Annotated in this window: 21 protein-coding genes; 9 read left to right on the forward strand and 12 right to left on the reverse strand. The window is 63.5% G+C overall.

Features of this window, described 5'->3' with window-relative positions; translation table 11 throughout:
* Together DOM57_RS12305 and DOM57_RS12310 are read left to right on the forward strand one after the other, a co-directional pair.
* The coding region (locus tag DOM57_RS12305) for an HlyD family secretion protein (RefSeq protein ID WP_162619523.1) at nucleotides 1-354 on the forward strand (354 nt) is incomplete at its 5' end.
* Between the two features lie 72 nt (nucleotides 355-426).
* Nucleotides 427-1050: a LysE family translocator gene (locus tag DOM57_RS12310; protein WP_239496208.1), complete on the forward strand. Its 624-nt coding sequence runs from the start codon at nucleotides 427-429 to the stop codon at nucleotides 1048-1050.
* Here the strand turns inward: DOM57_RS12310 and DOM57_RS12315 are convergent.
* From DOM57_RS12315 to DOM57_RS12330, 4 genes are all read right to left on the reverse strand, one after another.
* Entirely contained in the window at nucleotides 1007-1903 is an 897-nt protein-coding gene (locus tag DOM57_RS12315) for an AraC family transcriptional regulator (RefSeq protein WP_204352956.1), read from the reverse strand. The genes DOM57_RS12310 and DOM57_RS12315 overlap by 44 nt on opposite strands.
* A gap of 86 nt (nucleotides 1904-1989) precedes the next feature.
* A complete protein-coding gene (locus DOM57_RS12320) occupies nucleotides 1990-2790 on the reverse strand; it encodes an MBL fold metallo-hydrolase (RefSeq protein WP_110649498.1) in 801 nt (266 codons plus the stop codon).
* 235 nt (nucleotides 2791-3025) lie between these two features.
* Complete coding sequence (locus DOM57_RS22060) at nucleotides 3026-3199, reverse strand: hypothetical protein (RefSeq protein WP_204352957.1); 174 nt, start codon at nucleotides 3197-3199, stop codon at nucleotides 3026-3028.
* A gap of 68 nt (nucleotides 3200-3267) precedes the next feature.
* Entirely contained in the window at nucleotides 3268-3732 is a 465-nt protein-coding gene (locus DOM57_RS12330) for a MarR family winged helix-turn-helix transcriptional regulator (protein ID WP_110649499.1), read from the reverse strand.
* A gap of 59 nt (nucleotides 3733-3791) precedes the next feature.
* On the opposite strand from DOM57_RS12330, the gene DOM57_RS12335 reads away from it, so the two are divergent.
* Both DOM57_RS12335 and DOM57_RS12340 read left to right on the forward strand, forming a co-directional pair.
* The gene (locus DOM57_RS12335) at nucleotides 3792-4454 is read left to right on the forward strand and encodes a glutathione S-transferase family protein (RefSeq protein ID WP_204352958.1); all 663 of its coding nucleotides are present in this window, start codon (nucleotides 3792-3794) and stop codon (nucleotides 4452-4454) included.
* Nucleotides 4455-4491: 37 nt separating this feature from the next.
* Nucleotides 4492-4848 carry a DUF1428 domain-containing protein gene (locus DOM57_RS12340; RefSeq protein ID WP_110649501.1) on the forward strand — a complete coding sequence of 119 codons (357 nt, stop codon included), beginning with the start codon at nucleotides 4492-4494 and terminating at the stop codon, nucleotides 4846-4848.
* 3 nt (nucleotides 4849-4851) lie between these two features.
* On the opposite strand, the gene DOM57_RS12345 is transcribed toward DOM57_RS12340, so the two are convergent.
* Nucleotides 4852-6267 (reverse strand): amidase, encoded by a 1416-nt coding sequence (locus DOM57_RS12345; RefSeq protein ID WP_110649543.1) that lies wholly within the window; start codon nucleotides 6265-6267, stop codon nucleotides 4852-4854.
* Nucleotides 6268-6445: 178 nt separating this feature from the next.
* On the opposite strand from DOM57_RS12345, the gene zwf reads away from it, so the two are divergent.
* Nucleotides 6446-8026 carry a glucose-6-phosphate dehydrogenase gene (zwf, locus tag DOM57_RS12350; protein WP_110649502.1) on the forward strand — a complete coding sequence of 527 codons (1581 nt, stop codon included), beginning with the start codon at nucleotides 6446-6448 and terminating at the stop codon, nucleotides 8024-8026.
* 34 nt (nucleotides 8027-8060) lie between these two features.
* Here zwf and DOM57_RS12355 read toward each other — a convergent pair whose 3' ends face one another.
* The 4 genes from DOM57_RS12355 to DOM57_RS12375 form a co-directional block, all read right to left on the reverse strand.
* Entirely contained in the window at nucleotides 8061-9008 is a 948-nt protein-coding gene (locus DOM57_RS12355) for a cyclodeaminase (RefSeq protein WP_110649503.1), read from the reverse strand.
* A gap of 28 nt (nucleotides 9009-9036) precedes the next feature.
* Complete coding sequence (gene eutB / locus DOM57_RS12360) at nucleotides 9037-10023, reverse strand: hydroxyectoine utilization dehydratase EutB (RefSeq protein ID WP_110649504.1); 987 nt, start codon at nucleotides 10021-10023, stop codon at nucleotides 9037-9039.
* Between the two features lie 219 nt (nucleotides 10024-10242).
* Nucleotides 10243-11643 carry an aminotransferase gene (locus DOM57_RS12365; protein WP_110649505.1) on the reverse strand — a complete coding sequence of 467 codons (1401 nt, stop codon included), beginning with the start codon at nucleotides 11641-11643 and terminating at the stop codon, nucleotides 10243-10245.
* Between the two features lie 265 nt (nucleotides 11644-11908).
* The gene (locus DOM57_RS12375) at nucleotides 11909-13372 is read right to left on the reverse strand and encodes an NAD-dependent succinate-semialdehyde dehydrogenase (protein ID WP_110649507.1); all 1464 of its coding nucleotides are present in this window, start codon (nucleotides 13370-13372) and stop codon (nucleotides 11909-11911) included.
* 269 nt (nucleotides 13373-13641) lie between these two features.
* Here DOM57_RS12375 and DOM57_RS12380 point away from each other — a divergent pair, with 269 nt between their 5' ends.
* On the forward strand, nucleotides 13642-14595 hold the full coding sequence (locus tag DOM57_RS12380) for an aldo/keto reductase (protein WP_110649508.1): 954 nt from the start codon (nucleotides 13642-13644) through the stop codon (nucleotides 14593-14595).
* 173 nt (nucleotides 14596-14768) lie between these two features.
* Entirely contained in the window at nucleotides 14769-16487 is a 1719-nt protein-coding gene (locus DOM57_RS12385) for a thiamine pyrophosphate-binding protein (RefSeq protein WP_110649509.1), read from the forward strand.
* Nucleotides 16488-16508: 21 nt separating this feature from the next.
* Here DOM57_RS12385 and DOM57_RS12390 read toward each other — a convergent pair whose 3' ends face one another.
* From DOM57_RS12390 to doeA, 3 genes are all read right to left on the reverse strand, one after another.
* A complete protein-coding gene (locus tag DOM57_RS12390; protein WP_110649510.1) occupies nucleotides 16509-16985 on the reverse strand; it encodes an Lrp/AsnC family transcriptional regulator in 477 nt (158 codons plus the stop codon).
* Nucleotides 16982-18034, reverse strand: coding sequence for a N(2)-acetyl-L-2,4-diaminobutanoate deacetylase DoeB (gene doeB, locus DOM57_RS12395; RefSeq protein WP_110649511.1), 1053 nt, complete (start codon nucleotides 18032-18034; stop codon nucleotides 16982-16984). The genes DOM57_RS12390 and doeB overlap by 4 nt, the downstream gene beginning before the upstream one ends.
* A 125-nt stretch (nucleotides 18035-18159) precedes the next feature.
* Nucleotides 18160-19359: an ectoine hydrolase DoeA gene (gene doeA, locus DOM57_RS12400; protein ID WP_110649512.1), complete on the reverse strand. Its 1200-nt coding sequence runs from the start codon at nucleotides 19357-19359 to the stop codon at nucleotides 18160-18162.
* 196 nt (nucleotides 19360-19555) lie between these two features.
* On the opposite strand from doeA, the gene ehuR reads away from it, so the two are divergent.
* Both ehuR and DOM57_RS12410 read left to right on the forward strand, forming a co-directional pair.
* Nucleotides 19556-20962 carry a MocR-like ectoine utilization transcription factor EhuR gene (gene ehuR / locus DOM57_RS12405; RefSeq protein WP_110649513.1) on the forward strand — a complete coding sequence of 469 codons (1407 nt, stop codon included), beginning with the start codon at nucleotides 19556-19558 and terminating at the stop codon, nucleotides 20960-20962.
* Nucleotides 20963-21088: 126 nt separating this feature from the next.
* Nucleotides 21089-22018, forward strand: a complete 930-nt coding sequence (locus DOM57_RS12410) for a 2-hydroxyacid dehydrogenase (protein WP_110649514.1) — start codon at nucleotides 21089-21091, stop codon at nucleotides 22016-22018.
* Nucleotides 22019-22091 lie beyond the last annotated feature (73 nt).

Genomic DNA, 22091 nt, shown 5'->3' on the forward strand with positions numbered 1-22091 from the left:
CGTAAGCGTAGCGGAAAGCAGATCATCAACATTCTCAGTGCTAAACCCTGTTTTCAAAGGTGCACAGGTCTCGCTGAGGCCAGCATCAAGGAAGCCGAAATCGGCGAACTGCGTGTCGGCCAGCCGGTGGCGATCACCGTCGACGCTTTTCCCGACCAGTCGTTCTCCGGCCATGTCGCTGTGATCGGGCGCGCCGCCACCAGCCAGTTCGCGCTGCTGCCGGACCCCAACCCTTCCGGCAACTTCACCAAGATCACCCAGCGAATCCCCGTGCGCATCCGCTTCGACGATGGCCCCATCGACCTGATCGGCCCCGGCATGATGGTCGAGGTGGATATCGACGTCAGCGATTGAGCGCAAGATTCTTCAATATTTCGAGCCGCTGTCCTCCTAGCCTCCTCTCGGTGATCGAGAGGAGCTTTCCCCATGTTCCACCACATGCCGTTTTCCCTATCCGCCTCGATGGCGGCTTTCGCGCTGGCCGCGTCGCTGTCTCCCGGGCCGGTGAACCTGATGGCGTTGAATATCGGCTTGAAGTGGGGCCTGCGCCCCGCCCTTCATCACGTCACCGGCGCCACCTGCGGCTTTACCCTGCTACTGCTGCTAATCGGGCTGGGGCTGCGTCCGCTGACGCAGTGGACACCGCTGATGACGGCAATCCGCTGGGGCGGGGTCGCCTTCCTGCTCTACCTGGCATGGCGACTGGCGCGGGACGACGGCCGCCTGCAGTGCGAGACACGGGGCAGCCGGGGCTCCTTCGCCACCGGCGCCTTGATGCAATGGCTCAATCCCAAGGCCTGGGTGGCCTCGGCAGCGGGCATGGGCGCCTACACCGCCGGCGATCTCGCCCTGGTGGGACACTTCGCAGCGATCTTCTTCGTGGTGTGCTATCTCAGCGTAGCCAGTTGGGCGGTCATGGGCACCGTGCTGCACCGGCATCTGCCCGATCGGAAACGGGTTCGCTGGCTCAATCGCGGCATGGCGCTATTGCTGCTCGCCAGTGCCGTCACTCTCGGCCGGATGACGTTTGGCGATAGCGGTATGGGGTGATCGCGGTGAAGCGCTTGAAGGTGCGCTGGAAGTGCGCCTGGTCGGCAAACTGGCAAGCCAGCGCCACCTCGGAAATGGGTTTTCCGAGCTTGAGTGCCGCCTGACCGTAACGGATGCGGCAGTCGGTCAGGAAGGCGTGCGGGGTGATACCGTAATGCCGCTTGAACACCCGCACCAGATGGCTCGGCGTGAGTTCCGCCTCGGCCGCCATCCGCTCCAGCGTCAGCGGCTCGGTACAGTGGCCGCGAATGAACTCGACCAGTCGCGCCAGCCGTGTGGACTCATCACCCGTGGGTTCGGCATAGAGTTCGACCCGCGCGAACAGCGCAGTGCACAGGGCCGTACAGCGCCGTGCCAGCTCGGCGGGCGTCTCGCCATCCTCGAACAGCGCCCGGCCCAGCGCCACCAGAGCGCGATAGAGTGCCGGCTCGCGCAGGTGATGCGATGTCAGCGGCCGGAAGCCGCCGTCGAGGTCGGTGCCCTGGCGACGCTGTAACCCGGCCAGCCACTCGGGGTCGAGATAGAACATGACATAGGACCAGGGGACATCGTCCACCGGGTTGCAGGCGTGCACCTCGCGTGGATTCATCGCCACCACCGCGCCACGGGAAACCGGCACCGCCACCGCCTCGCCGCCGGGCACCTGGTACTCATAGAGGCTGCGGCCACCGGTCACCGCCCCCAGCGAGAAGCTGTCGTGACTATGCCGGGCGTAGCAGACCTCGCGCCCATCCCGGGTCTCCCGCGCCTCCAGGAAGGTCAGCTCGGGATGACGCCAGAAGCGCATCGTCTCCCGCCGCCGCGCGAGGCCGAACGACTCATGACCGGGTGTGATATGGCGCCGATCGCCCATCGATAGCCTCATGGACGCAAGGAAGGAGCCCCAATCTTTCCATACCGCCCGGCGTTCGCGCCATACTCCGGGCAGACTTTCCGTTCCTAATCGCCACGAACCGCGCGGCAGTATCGCTGCACCGACTCTTCGACGACCCGCTTGGCATCGAGCAGGATCTCGCGGCCCCAGAAGGCGGAATAGGCGCTATCGAAGTCGAGCCGTCGCAGTCGTTGGCCGATGTGTTCGACGTCGCGCACGGGGAGTGGAATGTTGTTGGGGTAGGACCACATGAACGAGGCCATGCGGTCCGGGGTGATCAGCAGCGTATCTCCCGTCAGCAACACGCCGTGCTCCGGCCAGTGCAGCACGCTGGCCCCCGGGAAATGGCCGCCGAGGCAGTACACGTCGACTCCCCGCAGCGGCGTGAGCCGCTCCCCTTCCCAGAATTCGATGCGTTCGTCCGGCAGCATTGCCCACTCGCGATCCGCGGCATGAACGTAGACGGGGCAATCGAAGACATGCCCCCAGTCCGCCATGGTGCTGAAGTAGTGCGGATGCGACAGCACGATGGCATCGATGCCACCCAGCCCCTCCACCAGCTCGATGGTGGCTTCGTCGAGCAGCGTCAAGCAGTCCCAGAGCACGTTGCCGGCCGGCGTGCGCAGCAGAAAGGCGCGCTGGCCGATGGCGAAATGGGGAACCGTGCCGATGGCGATCAAGCCCGGCGCCATATGACGGAACAGGTTGCTGTGACCGGCACCCAGTTCGCCCGGCGTCGTCCACTGCTGCCCCTCGATGGGCACGTACTGGCGCTCGTCCTCGCAGACCGGGCAATGTGCCGGCGGCGCATCGCTGGGGGGATACTGCACGCCGCAAGTCGCACAGATGAAACCGTTGGTACGCATCTCGGCCTCCTTGAGTTGGCAATGGCGGCATCTTCCATCCTCAAGTTAGCTTGGGAACCGAGATTTATCGTTGCCATCGCCCTCCATCCGGATATCAATCGCGTTTACCGCCGCCGACGGCCTGCAGTGGCTCCAGTGTCAGTGTCTCGAGAGAGACGTATGGCAGCCATGGCACGCACCTCTTCGCTCAACGGGCGGGATATTCATTATCGCGCCTCACCCCAGCGGCCAGCCCCTAGACGCGAATATCGGAGGGACCGCGGATTTCGGCTTCGATGCGCGTGCCGCTGTCGCGGAATACCGGGCCGGTGAAAATGGAGATTCGCTGGCGGTCGGCCCGCGCATGCTCCAGCAGGTAGTCTTCCAGTCCGAGCCAGAGCGCGGGACGATGACCGACTTGACTGGCCATGGCGATGCCTCCTTGTCGTTGCGTTGCCCTGGGGTCGTGCGACAGCTTGGCGCATTTATATTAGAGATTCATGACTTAAGTAGCGCGTTCAGCCCGGTACGCAGCGTTTCGGCATCCGGGTCCATGAGTTGCGCCTCGATCTCGGCGTGCAGCCGGGTCCAGATCGGGGTCGCCTGCGCCAGTAGCTCCTTCCCCGCTGAAGTCAGACTCAGCCGCCGCAACCGACGATCATCGGCATCCTTTTCGACCCGAATCAGTCCACGACGCTCCAGCGGCTTGAGATTGGCCGTCAATGTGGTGCGATCCATCGCCAGCAGTTCCGCGACCGCTCCCAGGGTGGGCGGTTGCGGACGATTGAGCGACATCAACAGCGAGAACTGTCCGCTCTTGAGATCGAGATGGCGGAAGGCCTCGTCGAAACGCCGCGACAAGGCGCGAGCGGCACGCTGTGCGTGCAGGCAGAGGCAGCGATCGCGCACTGCCAGCGTGGTGGTATACGGCACCAAAGTCGAATCGATGTTTTTTTCGCTCATGGCCTATTATGTTGACATCAACCTATAGTTGGCAAGCTAATCAAACGGGGTGTGAGATGATGACAGAGCGCATTCGCGTCAGCGCCTTCCCCTGGGTTCCGGAGTTCGCCCGCGGCCAGGTGCGGGATCTACGAGTGAGATGGGCCCTGGAGGAAGCGGTCCTGCCCTACGAAACCTATCTGATCGACCATCGCGAGAAAGACAGCGATGCCTACCTGCGGCACCAGCCATTCGGGCAGGTGCCGATGATGCTGCTGGACGACGACCACTCGATGTTCGAATCCGGCGCCATCGTGCTCAAGATCGGCGAAAATCATGAGGCGCTGTTGCCGCGAGACGAACGACGTCGCGACAAGACGCTGAGCTGGCTGTTCGCCAGCCTCAACAGCGTGGAGCCATCGGTCATGCAGCTTGCCGAACTCGATTTCTTCGTCGAGGACGAGACGGTCAGGTCGCGTCATCGCCCCAGCGTGGTCAAGGCGACGGAACGTCGGCTCGATCATCTCGAAAGCGCGCTGGGAGACGACGATTATCTGGTCGAGAACTTCACTATCGCCGATCTAATGATGACTTCGGTGCTCAGAATCCTCGCTTACACCGACATTCTCGCGAATCATCCGCAACTCTCGGCCTATGTCGAGCGTTGTACCGCCCGCCCCGCCTTCCAGCGAGCGCTGAAGGCTCAACTGCAGACTTTCGACGCCCACGCACCCGGCGATTGATCCCGACCCTGGCGCATCCGAACGAGAGGGTAGTGACATGCACTATGTACAAGGATTCGTGGTTCCGGTACCCGAGCAGCAGCGCGACGCCTACCGCAGCATGGCGGAACAGGCTGCCGCGTTCTTCATCGAATATGGCGCCATTCGCCTCGTCGAGGCCTGGGGCGACGAGATTCCGGACGGCAAGGTGACCGACTTCAAGCGTTCGGTTCAGGCGCAGGACGATGAGGTGGTCGTCTTCGCCTGGATCGAGTGGCCGGACAAGGCGACCTGCGAGGCGGCCGCCAAGCGCATGGAATCGGACGAGCGCTTCAAGATGCCGACCGAGATGCCGTTCGACGGCAAGCGCATGATCTGGGCCGGCTTCACGCCCTTTCTCGATATCGGCCAGTAGCTTTCATGCCATTTCCACCGGATCCGGCGCGCTCGGGAAACGTGGCGGATGGGCCTGCATGTAGGCATGACAGGCGCGCAGCACGCGCACATCGTCGTGCTTGCCGCCGGCGAGCTGGAAACCGACCGGCAGGCCGCGCTCGGTGAAACCGCAAGGTACCGAGGCCGCGGGCTGCTGGCTCAGGTTGAAGGGGTAGGAAAACGGCGCCCACTCTTCCCAGTCGCGCATGCCGCTGCCCGGCGGTACCTCATGCCCCACCTCGAACGGCTCGATCGCCACGCTTGGCGTCATCAGCAGATGATAATCCTGATTGAAATGCTCCAGCCGTCCGGTCAGTTCGGCGCGCCGCGTCAACGCCCGGAAGAGATCGAGCGCACTCCAGCGTTCCGCGGTGCGCGCATTGGCCAGTAGCCCTGGATCGAGCAACTCGCGCTGCTCGTCGCTGGTTTGCTGGCATAAATCGAGCGAGGCGGTAAACCACAGCTTCTGGAAAATCTCCAGCGGCGACTCGAATCCCGGGTGGACTTCGACGACTTCGGCTCCCAGGCGCTCGAGGTCGCGCGCCGCCTCCCGCACGCGGGCGGCGATCTGTTCATCGACCTCGGCGTAGCCCAGGGTCGGCGAATAGGCGATGCGCAACCCGTGTAGCCCCTGGTCCAGATCGGCGCCCCAGTCCTCGGGTTGTCCGCGAACGGCATAGGGATCGCGGTAATCGTAGCGGCCGATCACGTTGAGCATCCGCACGGCGTCTTCGACGCTGCGGGTGATCGGCCCGAGATGGGAGAGCGTCGGTTCGGTCGCCGGCGGCCACTGCGGCGTCCAGCCGTAGGTGGGTTTGAAGCCGAACACGCCGGTGAAGGCGGCGGGAATGCGGACCGAACCGCCGGAGTCGCCGCCTTGGTGCAGTACCCCCATGTTCAACGCCGCCGCCGCTGCCGCCCCACCCGACGAGCCGCCCGGCGTCAGGCGCGTATCCCAGGGATTGCAGGTGGCGCCGAAGACCTTGTTGTCGGTGACGGCTTTCCAGCCGAACTCCGGGGTGTTGGTCTTGCCCAGCAGAATGGCGCCAGCCTCGCGCAACATCCGCGCCGGCGGGCAGTCGTGCTCACAGCGGGCGTTCGAGGTCGTCAGCGAGCCGCTGCGCACCGGCATGCCGGCGACCTCGGCCAGATCCTTCATCGAAACGGGAATGCCGTCGATCGGGCTCAGTGGCTCGCCCTGCCCCCAGCGCCGTGTCGAGGCCCTGGCTGCGCTCTCGGCGCCCTCGCGATCGACGAAGACATAAGCATTGACGGCGTCGTTGAAGCGTTCGATGCGATCGAGCGCTGCCCGTGTCGCTTCCAGCGGCGAGGCCTCGCCGCGCTGAAACAGTTGCTCGAGGCGACCGGCATCCAGGTTGCCGAGATCGGTGTCGCTCAATTCCGCCTCCTCCTGCGTGTCGTCGGTATCGCTCAGGCTAGTCAAGATATGCACGACCCGACAATGACATACCGAATCGATCCAGGAACGCCTTGATCTATCCTCAGTCGTATTATGCTGAAAATGGCGGTTCGAAAACGCCACCTGGTCTATTTCATTGCCTGGAGAGGTGAAGCCTATGGCACGCCCCGAGAACGCGCAGTATCAGAGCACGCCCGCCGCGGAAGACACCACCATGTTCATCTTCGGGGCCAGTGGTGATCTGGTCAAAAGACTCCTGATTCCCTCGCTTTATCACCTCGATCGCGATGGATTGCTCGACGAGCGCATGCAAATCGTCGGCATCGATCTCGCCGCCAACGACGACGTCACCTTTCGCCAGCATCTCAAGGACTTCATCGCCGACAAGGCCGCCGCCAGCCATGTGGAAAGCCGCGACAGCGAGGTCACCAAAGCGCACTGGCAACGCTTCGAACAGCGGCTCCATTATCTGCAGGGAGACTTCACCAAGGACGAGATTTTCACGCAGATAAGCCGCTACATAGCGCAAGCCAATACCGGCAATGCGCTGTTTTATTGCGCGACCTCATCGAACTTCTTCGGTGAAATAGCCAAGCGACTCGGCAAGGCCCGGCTCCTGGAGGAGAGTGAGGGGAACTATCGCCGGTTGGTGGTGGAAAAGCCCTTCGGCCATGACCTCGAGTCGGCGCGGGCGCTCAACGCCCAGTTGCTGGAAGTCATGAACGAGAACCAGATCTATCGGATCGATCATTTTCTCGGCAAGGAAACCGTACAGAACATTCTGGTCGCCCGCTTCGCCAACGTGCTGTTCGAGCCGTTCTGGAACAACCATTACATCGATCATATCCAGATCACCGCCGCGGAAACCATCGGCGTCGAGAAGCGCGCCGCCTTCTACGACAAGGCCGGTGCCATGCGCGACATGGTACCCAATCATCTCTTCCAGCTATTGGCGATGGTGGCCATCGAACCGCCCGCGGCGTTCGGTGCCGACGCCCTGCGCAACGAGAAATCCAAGGTGCTGGAAGCGATCCGCCCATGGACGCTCGAAGAAGCCGCCCACAACTCGGCCCGTGGCCGCTACGAAGCCGGCACGCTCGATGGCCGGCGGGTCCCGGGTTACCTCGAAGAAGAGGGCGTCGAGGCCGGCAGCACCACCGAGACCTTCGTCGCGATGAAGGTCATGGTCGACAACTGGCGCTGGGTCGGGGTGCCTTTCTACCTGCGCACCGGCAAGCGCATGAGCGCCCGCGACACCGAGATCGCGATCTGTTTCAAGCCCGCCCCGTACGCCCAGTTTCGCGATACCGAGGTCGAGCGCATGACCTCCAACTGGCTGATCATCCAGATTCAGCCCAACGAAGGCATGTGGTTCGACTTCCAGACCAAACGTCCGGGACCGGAGCTCAAGATGGATACGGTCAAGATGGGCTTCGCCTACAAGGACTTCTTCGACCTGCCCGCGGTGACCGGCTACGAGACCCTGCTCTACGACTGTCTCACCGGCGATCAGATGCTGTTCCAGCGCGCCGACACCATCGAAAACGGCTGGCGCGCGGTGCAACCCTTCCTCGAGGCCTGGGCACAAGACGACCGACTCGAGGGCTATGCGGCCGGAGACGACGGACCGGCCGCCGCCCATGAACTGATCCAGCGCGACGGCCGCCGGTGGCACAAGGTCGGCGAGCCCACCGGCCCCGGTGTCGCACCGGTGCCGAGACGTGCGCGGCGTCCATGAGGCGCCGCGCGCGGCCCGCAACAACGCTGCGAGTTCACGACGCCAGCCGCCCCAGCGCGAAGCCGGCGATGGCGGTGTCCTGCACGCCGGTACCGGTCAGGTCGCAGACGGTGATTTCGGCATCCGTCGTGCGCGGGCTCTTGCCGCTGGCGACCACCTGGCCCAGTTCGAGCACCTCGAACGGTGGCTGGTGGCCGGCGTAGGCCTTGAGCTCGCCGTTGTTCTCGCTCTGGGGGCGGGTGTCGGCGACGAAGTGGTCGGCACGCTCCATCACCGAGGTGTCCAGTTCGCGCTTCTCGGGGCTGTCGGAACCCATGGCGGTGACGTGCACGCCGTCGGGCAGGTGCTCGCCACTCAGCAGTGGCTGACGCGACGCCGTGGTGGTAACGATGATGTCCGCCTCGCGGCAGGCGTCGGCCACGGTTTCGTGCACTATCGTTTCCAGGCCGTAGGTCTGGTGCATGCGCATGGCGTAGGCACGAGCCTTGTCGACGTCGCGAGCCCACACGTCGAGCGTGTCGATATCGCGTACCAGCTTGAGCGCGGCGACCTGCAGTTCCGCCTGCAGCCCGGCGCCGATCACCGCCACGCGCCGACTGTCGGCCCGCGACAGATGCTTGGCGGCAATCGCGCCGGCCAGCGCGGTGCGAATATCGGTGAGGTAGCCTTCGTCGAACAGCACCGCTTCGACCAGCCCGGTCCTGGCCGAGAACACGATCATCAACCCGTTGAGACTTGGCAGCCCCAGCTTGGGATTGTCGAAGAAGCCGGGGCTGACCTTGATCGCGAAGCGCGAGTTGCCCTTGATATGCGCAGTCTTGACGTCGACCTCGCCGTTGGACTCCTCGATCGCCATCGACAGGATCGGCGGCTGCACCACGTTGCCCTCGCCGAGCGCGCGGAAGCCCGCCTCGACGGCTTCCAGCGCCGCCCGATCGAGGGTGACCACGTCTTGAATCTGTTGCCGGTTATAGAGTTCCACGTTGCCTCCTTTCGGATTCCAGTCCGTCTCAGCGTTCGGGATAGTCAATCAGCGTTCTGGCCCGCATCAGCGTTTCCCCATCGACCCCGTTGCCGGAGACGATCAGCGCGATCCGCTTGTCACGGATGTCGATGGAGTGCTCCTCGATTGCCGCCAGCCCGACCGCCGCCGCGCCTTCCACCAGCATCTTCTCGTGTTCGAAGAAGTGCAGCATGGCACGGGCAATCGCGGGCTCCGATACCTGGTAGTGATCGTCCATCACCTCACGCACCAGCTCGAAGGTGCAGCGGTTATCCAGTCCGATCCCACCGCCCAGCGAATCGGCCAGCGACGCTTCCTCCGCGACCTCGACCGGCTTGCCGGCGGCCAGGCTCTCGATCATCGCCGCGCCCTGCTGCATGCTGACACCGGTGACGCGAACGTCGGGATTGATGCCCTTGATCGCCCGGCCGATCCCCCCCAGCAGACCGCCGCCGGAGAGACCGATCAGAACGTGATCGAGAGCGGGCAGATCCTCCATCAGTTCGAGCCCGATGGTGCCTTGCCCGGCGACGATCAACGGATCGTCGAAGGGTTCGATCAACGTCATCCCTTCCTCGCTCACCAGCCGCCGCGCCTCGACGAAGGCATCGTCCTGGGAGCGCCCGATCACGCGAGCCTCGGCACCCAGCGCCTCGATCGCGGCGGTCTTGTTGGCCGGCACCAGCTCGGATACGCAGACGATCGCGCGGGCGCCGAGGCGCTTGGCGGCCCACGCCACCGCGCGGCCATGATTGCCGGTGGAGGCCGTGGTCACGCCACGCTCGAGCTGCGCGGGCGCGAGCGACGCGATCTTGTTGAGCGCGCCTCTAAGCTTGAACGCGCCGCTCGGTTGCAGCGTTTCGAGCTTCAAATAGACCTCGGCATCGAAGCGCGCCGACAGGCTCTGGGACAGGATCAACGGCGTGCGTGCCGCCTGCCCGGCGATACGGCTACGGGCCAGATAGATGTCGTGAAGCGTAACGGGGTCGGACATAGGCTCTTCCCATTCAGCGAAAGAAAACGGCAGAGTGGACTCATCCACCCTGCCGCAGGCTTACGGTGTCATCAAGACGATATGGCGATGGCTGTCACTTAGGGAAATGCTGAATAAATCGGCGANNGGTATAGGTGAGGATTCCGACCGGGCTGGCGCTCCAGCACCGCGCAACGCAGCGATTCGCCTGCGCAGCCATTTAGATTAGACAGTGTTTCCTTAGCCTTTCAGGTCACCGCTACGCGTCAACTCATCGGTCACCTTGTCGACGGCTCGCTTGGCGCGGGCAATCACTTCGTCGACCTGGCCGCGATCGATCACCAGAGGCGGCGCGAAGCCGAGAATGTCGCCGTTGGGCATGGCGCGGGCGATCAGGTTTTCCTCCAGCGCCGCGGCGGCAACGCGCGCACCGACCTTCAGCGCGGGATCGAACGGTGCGTACTCCCCCTTGCTCGGGGCGAACTCCAGCGCCGCCATCAGGCCCTGGCCGCGCACGTCGCCGACCAGCGGATGTTCGCCGAAGACCTGCTTCAGTCGAGCGTTGAAGTAGGCGCCGGTCTCCGCCGCGTTGCCGACCAGACCTTCGCGCTCGATGATGTCGAGGTTGGCCATGGCGGCGGCGGCACCCAACGGATGACCGGAGTAGGTCCAGCCGTGGCCGATCGGGCCATATTCGCCGGTACCATCCTCCAGCGCTTTCCACACGCGTTCGCCGACGATCACCCCGGAGAGCGGCTGGTAGGCACTGGTCAGACCCTTGGCGATAGTCACCAGGTCGGGCTCGATTCCGTAGTGCTGGAAGCCGAATTCGCTGCCCAGTCGGCCGAAGCCGGTCACCACTTCATCGCAGATCAGCAGGATGTCGTGGCGCTTGAGCACCGCCTGGATCGCTTCCCAGTAACCTTCGGGCGGTGGAATGATGCCCCCCGTACCGAGCACCGGCTCGCCGATGAAGGCGCCGATCGTTTCCGGTCCTTCACGCTGGATCAGCGCCTCGAGCTGTTCGGCGCAGTAAGCGGAGAACTCGCGCTCGTTCATGTCGCCACGCTCGCGCCGGTAGTAGTATGGCGCTTTCGTGTGCAGCACGCCCTCGATCGGCAGATCGAAGTTCTGGTGGAAGGATGGCAATCCGGTCAACGAACCGGCGGCGATGCTGGAACCGTGATAGCCACGCTGGCGTGCAATGATCTTTTTCTTCTTCGGCTGACCGGTGACGTTGTGGTAGTAACGCACCAGCTTGATCTGGGTCTCGTTGGCGTCACTGCCGGAAAGGCCGTAGTAGACCTTGTTCAAGCCGTTGCCGGCGAGCTTGGCGATACGCTCGGAGAGTGCGATCAGCGGCTCGTTGGAGTGACCGACGTAGGTGTGGTAATACGCCAGCTCCTTGGCCTGGGCATAGATCGCCTCGGCGATCTCGCTGCGTCCGTAGCCGATGTTGACGCAGTAGAGTCCGGCGAACGCATCGATCAGCTCGCAGCCATCACGATCGACGATCGAAATGCCCTTGCCACCGGTGATGACACGCCCCGGCGCATCGCCATGGGCGTAGTCGCGCAGATGGGTGGACGCGTGAAAGACGTGGCGACGGTCGTTGTCGATCAGGCTACGAGTATCGGTCATGGCATTTTCCTTACCGGATGGAGGATCGCCGCTTTCGGTCCAGCGGCGATCCGTGGCGGGCGCAGCGGTCACGTTGACCCTTGATAAATACCCACCTGGAGAAACCGTACAAACTGCTGCGCTCGGTCATACGGCGTTGAAAATTGGCTCAAGCTACTCATTTACGACAGTAAACTCCGCTCTTTCGCCAATTTCCGCCTGGTCTGACCATCGCTCGCGACGTTCCTCCATCATTTAAATTCTAAAAACTACGCATTCGGTTCAATCAGGAAGAACTCGCGGACGGCATATTGCCGAGGCAGTAATACTTCGTATCGAGATACTCTTCGAGCCCCTGGGCGCCGCCTTCACGGCCCAGCCCGGATTGCTTGACGCCACCGAAGGGAATCGGCGCGCCGGTCATCTTGACGCTGTTGACGCTGACCATGCCGTACTCGAGCCCGCGCATCAGCTTCCAGATCCGGCGTACGTCATGGGTATAGACGTAGGCGGCCAGGCCGTATTCGGTATCGTTGGCGAGCCGGATGACTTCCTCGTCGTCATCGAACGCACACACACCCGCCACCGGCGAGAAGGTCTCCTCGCGGAACACGCGCATCTCCGGCGTGATATCCGCCAGCAGCGTCGGCAGGAAGAAGTTGGCGCCGGGTGCCTGGCCCTCGCCGCCCAGTTGGCGCGCGCCCTTGCTGACGCCGTCTTCGACGATGCCCTTGGCCATCTCCACCGCCCGCTGGTGAATCAGCGGGCCGATGTCGTTGTCTTCCAGGCCGTTGCCCACCGTCAGCGCCTGCATATGGACGATGAAACGCTCGACGAAGGCGTCGTAGATACCGCGCTGGACGAAGATTCGGTTGGCGGCGAGACAGTCCTGGCCAGCGGTTTGAAACTTGGCCGCGACGGCTTCCTGGGCGGCGACGTCCGGGTCCATGTCGTCGCAGACGATGAACGGTGCGTTACCGCCCAACTCCAGCGACATTCGCTTGACGCTGGAGGCACTCTGGCGCATCAGCAGCTTGCCGACGCGGGTCGAGCCGGTGAACGAGATATTGCGAATGCGGTTGTCGTTGCACAGCACCTCGGAGACGGTCGCCGGATCGCCGGTGACGACGTTGAACACGCCGGCCGGAATACCGGCGCGCTCGGCCAGTTCGGCCAGCGCCAACGCAGAATAGGGAGTCTCGTTGGCCGGCTTGACGATCACCGGGCAACCGGCGGCCAGCGCCGCGCCGGCCTTGCGGGTGATCATCGCCAGCGGGAAATTCCACGGCGTGAACATCGCCGCCACGCCGACCGGCTCCTTGATCGTGCCCAGCGCCGCGTCGGGGATATGGCTCGGGATGGTCATGCCGTAGGCACGCTTGGCCTCCTCGGCAAACCACTGGATGAAGCTCGCGCCGTAATCGATCTCGCCACGGGCATCCTTGAGCGGCTTGCCCTGCTCGCGGGTCATCAGATAGGCGAGATCTTCCTTGTGCTCGTGCAGCAAGCGATACCAGGCGTGAAGCTTCTCGGCCCGCTCGTTGACGTTGAGTGCGCGCCAACCGGCTAAGGCGCGTTCGGCGGCGGCCACGGATTCGCTGACCTGGGCCGCCTCGAGCAGCGCGCAGTGGCCGATCGTCTCGTCGGTGGCGGGATCGATCACCGCTTCCTCGCGGCCCTCGCTGCCGTGGGTCCACTTTCCATCGATATAGGCGTACTGGCGGAACAGACGCGGATCGTCGAGTTTCATGTCGCCTCCTGCAGTGCTGTCGGCGGAAATCGTAGGCAGCACCGCGAGGCCCTGCCGAGGACCTTCAGCTTAGGGGCATTGGCCCGTCGATACTTTTCGTCTCACGCTCGCCCGGGTTGCGATTTTTTTCGAAAGCGGTCGTGAGAGTGGGCATTTTTTCGGCATCATAAGAGCACGAATTCGTTTGACAGCTAACGGCTTTATGCTGTGCTTATACGGTTTCCAGAGACTATCACTCAGCGCCCACCTGCAAGGAAAAGGAGATCACCATGAAAATGCGCTCTCTCGGTCATCCCGACATCGAGACCGCCCCGATCGTCTTCGGCGGCAACGTCTTCGGCTGGACTCTCGACGAGAAGCAATCCTTCGCCATGATCGATGCCTGGCTGGATGCCGGCTTCAATGCCATCGATACCGCCGACGTCTACTCGCGCTGGGTGGCAGGCAACGTCGGCGGCGAATCCGAAACGATATTGGGCAAATGGTTCAAGCAAAGCGGACGCCGCGACGAGGTCGTGCTGGCCAGCAAGGTCGGTTCGGATCTCGGCGACGGCAAGAAAGGGCTATCGAAAGTCTACATCCCGCAGGCAGTGGAGGACTCGCTGCGTCGGCTGCAGACCGATTATCTCGATGTCTACTTCTCGCATCAGGACGATCCCGACACGCCGCTGGAAGAGACGCTCGAGGCCTACGACCGTCTGATCGAGCAGGGCAAGGTGCGCATGATCGCCGCCTCCAACTACAGCGGCGCCCGGCTGACGGAAGCGCTCGAGGTCAGCCAGCAGAAAGGGCTACCCGCCTACCGCTGCCTGCAGCCGTTCTACAACCTGTACGACCGCGAGGATTTCGAGCGTGACCTGGCCCCGGTCTGCCGCGATCACGATATCGCCGTGGTGCCCTACTTCTCGCTTGCCAGTGGCTTTCTGACCGGCAAGTATCGCTCCCGCGAGGACGCCAGGGGTCAGGCTCGCGCCGACTTCATCGGCAAGTATTTCGATGCCAAAGGCATACGCATTCTCGATGCTCTGGATAGCGTCTCGAAACGCTACGATACCCAACCCGCCGCCGTGGCGCTTGCCTGGCTGATGGCCCAGCCGACGATCACCGCCCCGATCGCCAGCGCCAGCAAGCCGCATCACCTCGACGCGCTGAAAGCCGCCTGCGAACTCGAACTCGATGAAGAGGCACTGAGGACACTGGACGAAGCGAGTCGCGCCGCCTGAACGGCTCGTGATGATGGCAAATCCGAATTGTGGATAATGGCTATACTTCTTTCATTACAGCCGAGAGTGAACGAGGCACATGATGCTGAGCTCTCCCGCCCCTGAGGGCTTGTGTCGCCAGACCTGCGGATTGGGAATCAGCACCATCGGCTTGTTCGGGAGAAGATTGTCCAATGCAAAACGTTCAGAAAACCGATCTGTCGTCAGTTCACGGCACGGACAGGGTCCATACCGGTGCCGATCTCGTGATCGACACGTTGGTCGGATTGGGCGCGGAGAAGGTCTTCAATATCGTCGGCCTCGGGATGCTCGGACTTGGCCGAGCCTTCCTGAATCGGCGCAATGAGATCGGCTATGTCGGCCATCTCAACGAAACCAACCTGAGCCTGATGGCGCAGGGTTATGCGCGGCAGACCGGGAAGCCGACTTTCTGCATCGTGTATCACTCCTCGGGTACGGCGCTGGCCATGATGTCGCTCACGACGGCCTGGGCCGACAACGTACCGATGGTGCTTTTGTCGACCACCGGTGCGCGCATGACGAGCGGTCGCGACCAGTATGCCGCGACGCCACGTTCATTGACCGAGATAAGCACGCAATATACCAAGTGGAATTACGACATCACCACACCGGAGCGCATCCCTGAAATTCTGGCGCGAGCTTGGGAAATCGCTTCGACGCCCCCGATGGGGCCGGTGCATATCTCGATCCCCTCGGATCTCTATGAGACCGAACTTAGCGGGCCGTTACCGCGAGAAGGCTTTGCACGGCTATACCGCTATTCCAATCCCTGCGCGGATGAGACCGGGCTTTCCGAAGCTGCCGCGCTCCTGCGCAACGCGCGGCGTCCGGTTCTGCTCTGTGGAAGCGAAGTGGGTCGGCTGCGCGCCGTGGACGAAATGATCACTCTGGCAGAGGCGCTTGGCACGCCGGTGATCTCGGAGCAGGACCCCTCCTGTCTCGGTTTCCCGACCAGCCACGCGCAATATGTCGGAACACCGTCGGCAAACAAAGCGCTTCTGCAAGAAGCCGACGTCGTGCTCGCCGTCGGTTTCGAATTCACCGAAAAAGGGGATTTCGGCGAAACCTCTATCTTGCCTCGGTCGGCTCGCCTCGCAACCTTATCGTCGGACCCAATGCTGCTTGCCAAGCAGCTTTGGCCCGATCTCGCGCTGCACGGGCATCCGCAACCGAGTTTGCGGCGTCTGGCGGAGCTGCTGGAGAAACAACCAGTCGCAGCGGCAACGAAGACACAACATCTCGAACGTTGCTCGGCTCAGCGCAAAATACGGGTGGCGGCAATTGCAGAGGCTGACGCGATCCCCGGCGATCAGTCTCCCGTGCCGCAGAAAAAGCTCCTGCGGGAGGTTTACAGCCATTACGGCAAGGACTGGATCGTCATCCAGGCGGGCAGCACGCTCGGTTGGCATGTCGATACAATGTACGAATTCGACGATCCGCTGAATTTCCATGCCGTTTCCGGCAAGGCCAGCGCACAGGGCTGGGGCGCGCCGGCGGCCATGGGAGTCCAGATGGGTGCGCCGGGTCGCCGTGTGGTGGCCTTGCTTGGCGACGGAAACCTGATGTTCAGCGCCACCTGCATCTGGGGGGCCGTGCAGCAGGATCTGCCGGTGGTGTTCGTGGTCAACAACAATCAAGGTTGGGCCTGTATTCCCGACGGGATTGACGCGACCTATGACACCCGCACAGAGACATCCGCAAGTGAGGCCATGGCCTGGACCTGGGGAAGCGCCCCTATCGACTACACCGGCTTCGCGCGAAGCCTCGGACTCGAGGCGGAGCGGGTAACGACCGCGAACGAACTCGGCGTTTGCCTGGAAAAGGCCAAGGCCAGCAACCGGCCCTGGCTGATCGAAGTGATCGGGGAATAAATCGGCGGTGGGTGGTTCTCTTTAGCTCTCCATTGAGGAGAGTATTGGCGGCATTCCCCGGCGTTTCACCGTCTTGGTGACGATGTAGGTGAAGTAGCGCTCGATACCGAGATCGGAGACCAGCCAGGCGTCGATCAGGCGCTGGTAGGCATCGATGTCGTCGGTCTCGATCTTGACCAGGTAATCCATGCCGCCACCGATGGCGAAGCACTCCGCCACCGCTTCGGTCTCGGCGGCCATGCGTTCGAAGCGGATGAAGCTTTCGGCATTGTGCTGCTTGAGTTCGATCTGCACCCACACCGGCGTGCGCTTGACGATGGCGTCGGGGTTGATCCGGGCGCTGTAACCCTCGATGACACCTGCCTTCTCGAGCCGCTTGACCCGCTCCCAGCACGGGCTGACGGAGAGGTTGATCGCCTCCGCCAGCCGCGATTTGGTGATGCGGCCGTCGCGACTCAGTATTTCCAGTATCTTGAGATCGTAGCGATCTAATCTCATTCGGCCGGCTCCGGGGCCGATAAAGCGCCACGCTCCAGCGACTCGACCACTTCCGCCACCACCGCGATGGTGTCGCCCATGCCGACCTTGGCCGGGAAGCGCCGGGCGATCAGCACACCATCTCGCTGAGCATGATAGGCGACCGGTTCGGCACCGGTGCGGGTCATGTCGAAGACCCGCGCAATCACGTCGCCTTCCTCGACCCTCTCGCCCAGCGCCACGGTCAGTTCCAGCAGACCGGAATGTTCGCTCTGGATGTAGCAACTGGCGTCAGGCATGTCGACATAGATCATCGGCTCGTCGGGTGTCTCGACTTCGCCTTCCAGCAGGCCATAGTGAATCAGGAAGTTGCGCACACCGCGCTCGGTGATTGCCAGGCTCTGCGGGGTGGAGGTGCCGCCGCCGCCGAGTTCGGTGGTGACGAAGGTCTTGCCCTGGGATTCGACGGCGGTGTCGTAGAGCTTGGTGGCGTCGAGTTCGAACATCATCATCGCGTAGGGCGCGCCGAAAGCCACCGCGCCGGAAAGGCTCGCGTTCTCCTGGGCGAGATCGTCGAGGCGATGCGCGGCGGCGAACGGCACGATATCCAGCGTGCGGCCACCGGAGTGCAGATCCAGCGCCACGTCGCACATCGGCACCAGCACGCGATTGAAGTAATCGGCGATCTGCGCGGTCACGCCGCCGTTAGGGTCGCCGGGAAAGCTTCGATTGAGGTTGCCGCCATCCAGCGGCGAAGTACGCTTGCCGGCCATCGCCGCCGCCGTGTTCATCATCGGCACGACGATCACCCGGCCACGCACCTCTTCCGCCTGGAGCGTGTTCGCCAGCTTGAGCAGCGCGGTGATGCCTTCGTATTCGTCGCCGTGGTTGCCGCCGGTCAGCAATGCGGTCGGCCCCTCGCCGTTGGCGATGACGGTGATCGGAATCATCACCGCGCCCCAGGCCGACTCGTCGACCGAGATCGGCAACTTGAGAAAGCCATGCTGTACGCCCTGGGCATCGAAGTCGACGGTGGCACTGATCGGGCTGGGACGCAGGTTGGCGGACATGGTGTTGCTCTCCTTATCAATTTCCGGCCTTACAAACCCTTCTGGTCCTACAGATCTTCCTGCAAGGCAGGCCGGAGGTGCCTCGTCGGCTCACGGGCCGTGATGCCGACGGGCTGAATCGTGGGTTATTTGACGAACAGTTGGCGCGGGAACTGGCACAGCGGCTCGGCGCCGTTCTCGGTAATCAGGATGCTTTCGGTGATCTCGAGCCCCCAGTCGTCCATCCACATGCCGGGCATGAAGTGGAAGGTCATGCCGGGTTCGAGAATCGTCTCGTCGGAGGGGCGCAGGCTCATGGTGCGCTCGCCCCAGTCCGGCGGATAGCTGATCCCGATCGGATAGCCGCAGCGGGCGCCGCCGCGGTCGAAGCCGTACTTGTCCATCGCCGCGCCCAGCGCCAGGGCGATGTCGGCGCAGCGGTTGCCCGGCTTGGCCACCGCCAGCCCGTTCTCGATCCCTTCAAGCAGCGCCGATTCGCCGCGGATGAAGTCCTTCGGCGGTTTGCCCAGGAACACGGTGCGCGACAGCGGCGCATGATAGCGCTTGTAGCAGCCGGCGATCTCGAAAAACGTCCCCTCGCCTTCGCGGAATGGCGTGTCGTCCCAGGTCAGGTGCGGCGCTGCGGCATCGCTGCCGGTGGGCAGCAGCGGCACGATCGCCGGATAGTCGCCGCCGTGAACCACGCCATGCCCGTCGGTCCAGCCCTCGGTGCCGACACGGTAGATCTCGGAAACCAGCTTGCTCTTGGCCAGGCCCGGCTCGATCATCTCGAGGATGCGCGTATGCATGCACTCGACGATCCGCGCCGCGGTACGCATGTAGGCGATCTCCTGCGGCGACTTGATCGCCCGGCACCAGTTCACCAGCGCCGTGGCATCGACGAGTTGGGCGTGCGGCAACTCCTTGGCCAGGCTGGTGTAGGCCTTGGCCGAGAAGTAGTAGTTGTCCATCTCCAGACCGACGTTGCCGGTGTGCCAGCCATACTCCGGCAATACCGACTGCGCCAGGTACTCCATCGGATGCATGTCCGGGTTCTGGACGTAGTAATCCGGGTAGTAGCGCACCCGTTCGGCATCCATCCAGCAGGTCCGCCAGGCACCGTTGGCGTCCTGTCGGCGGCCATACCACACCGGCTCCCCTTCCAGCCCCAGCAGCACGCACTGGTGAACGTAGAACGACCAGCCATCGTAACCGGTCAGCCACGCCATGTTGGACGGGTCGCTGACCACCAGCACATCGATACCGCGGCTCGCCATGGAGAGACGCACTTTGTGTAAACGACTGGCGTACTCTTCGCGCGGGAAAGGCAAGGAAACCTGGAACATGAGCCACTCGACTAACGGGACCTAATTATTGAGACATCGGCATTCGAGGGGGTCGAGCCGGATGTCCTGCCGCTTGCCGACCGGGTGTGAAATTGTCATGATGCACTCTCACTAAACTCATGACAATTATCGGTCAATGCATCGAGGTCGATAGTAGCATCGTCGCGCGTCCCGCCGTCAAAGGCTTTATTGCATCATGACAATCGATCTGACTCCCTATCTCTCGTCCCACGGCCCCAAATACCTGTCGATCGCCCGCGCCCTGGCCGAAGCGATGCGGCACGGCGCGCTGCCCCCCGGCACTCGCCTACCCACCCATCGCGAGCTGGCCGAAACGCTCGGCGTCAGCGTGCAGACGGTCTCACGCGCTTACGACCAAGCCGAAAAAAGCGGCCTGGTGCAGGCGCGTGTCGGCAGCGGTACCTGGATTCGCGATGCCGACGGCGACTCGGAGAATGAGTACCTTCGCGCCCCGGCGGCCCTGACCGATGACAGTCTGATCGATCTCTCGATTGCCCATCCGGTGTGCCCGCCATCGCACCATCTGCGCTTCCGCCAGGCGCTGGCGGAACTGGCCGATGTCGCGCATGCCGACGTGATCGGGGCGTGTCGCCCGATTGCCGGGCTGGTGCATCAGCGTGAACGCGCCAATGCCTGGCTGAACGAGCGCCTCAAGGTGCCGGGCGAGGTCGACGATCGCCTGCTCTGCAACGGTGCCGCCCACGGCCTGATGCTGGCGATCGCCACGGTGGTCCAGCACGGCGACATCGTGCTGACGGAGAGCCTGACCGATCACGGCCTGATCTCGTTGTCGCGCACGCTGGGCTTTCAACTTCGCGGCGTGGCGATCGACGAGCAGGGCGTGATCCCCGAAGCGCTGGAGGCCGCCCTCGTGCGCTTTCAGCCCCGCGCGGTCTGCCTGACGCCGACCCAGCTCAACCCCACCGGCGCGACGATGGAGAACGCGCGCCGCGACGTCGTGGCCGAGATTCTTCAGCGCCACGACGTGTGGCTGATCGAGGACGACGTGCATGCCCTGCTCGAGCCACCGGGGCTGATCCCGCTGACGGCGCGATTGCCACAGCAGAGCTTTCATGTCACCAGCCTGACCAAGGCCACCGTGCCCGGGTTGCGCGCCGGCTATCTGAGCGTGCCCCGAGGGCAGATGCATCACACTCTGCCGCGCCTGCGTGCCACTAGCTGGATGGCGACACCGCTGATCTTCGAACTCGCCGACTACTGGCTCGCCAGCGGCATGATCGACACCCTGGCCCACGAGCAGCGCCAACTGCTGGCCGAGCGCCAGTCCATCGCCGCCAGGCGTCTGGCCGGCCATGCCATCGGCGCACGCCCGAGCAGCCTGCACCTGTGGCTGGCACTGCCGGAACCCTGGCGCGCGGAGGAACTCCAGCAGCAGGCGCGCCAGGAAGGGGTCGCGATCACCACCGCGCAGCCGTTTCTGGTCGAGCAGTCGGCTCCACCGCGGCGTATTCGTGTCAGCCTGGGTGCGGAAAGCGATCTCGAGCGACTCGAAAGCGGCCTGGAGATTCTGGCCCAACTGCTGGGGGAATCGCCGCCGCCAATGCTGCAGATCGTGTACTGAACGCTGCAGGCTGCAAGCATCAGTATTGACGGTCAGAATATGCCGGGCGGTACGCGGCGATTTCTTTCGCCGCGCATAACCTGCGATGATAACGAGCTCCAACAATACAACGACGACGGAACCACGATGCGTGTCTTGATCTACCACAACGCTGCCGAACAATGGCGCAACATCCTCCAACGGCGTCTGCCGGATGCCGACCATGTCATCGCCGCCGATTCGGGCAATCCGCAGGCGGATTATCTGGTCGCCTGGAAGCCGCCCGCCTCGCTGTTCGATGAGCAGACCGCGCTGAAGGGCATCGTCAACCTGGGCGCCGGCGTCGATTCGTTGTTGAAGAATCCTTCACTGCCCCGCGATATTCCCATCGTCAAGCTGCGCGACGCCGGCATGGGCGAGCTGATCGGTGACTACGCGCGTTACGGCGTGCTGCACTTCCAGCGCGATTTCGACCGCTACCGGCGCCAGCAGAGTCGGCATGAGTGGCGGGAAATTGCGGTCGTCGACAAGCCCGACTGGGGTGTCGGCGTGCTCGGTCTCGGTGCCATCGGCACCCGTGTCGCGCAGATGCTCGCCACCGACGGTTATCCGGTACACGGCTGGAGCCGCTCGCCCAAGACGATCGACGGCATCACCTGCCATCACGGCGACGACGGCCTGGATGCGCTGCTCGGTCAGGTGATGACCTTGGTGACGCTACTGCCGGACACCCCGGCCACGCGCCACATCATCAATCGCGAGACGCTCGCCAGACTGCCGGCGGGTGCCAGCCTGATCAATCCGGGACGCGGCACCCTGATCGACGAAGCCGCACTGCTCGAAGCGCTCGGCGACGAAGACAGCGAAGGCCACCTGCGCGGCGCGCTGCTGGACGCCTTCCCCGAAGAACCGCTGGCGGCGGACAGCCCGCTGTGGCGCCACCCACGTATCCTCATCACCCCCCACATGGCCGGCCCCACCCCGATCGGCGCCGCCGCCGATCAGGTCGCCGAAGTGCTGGGCGCGATGGCAAAAGGCGAACCGGTCGAGACCATCGATCCCGAAGCGGGGTATTGAGAAATTCGAGGGCTGGGATGATAACCTCTGTATCAAAATGTAAAGTCGGAATTGGAAAACTGGCTGGGTCATT

The organism is Salinicola peritrichatus (assembly GCF_003206715.1).
GTDB classification, from domain to species: domain Bacteria; phylum Pseudomonadota; class Gammaproteobacteria; order Pseudomonadales; family Halomonadaceae; genus Salinicola; species Salinicola peritrichatus.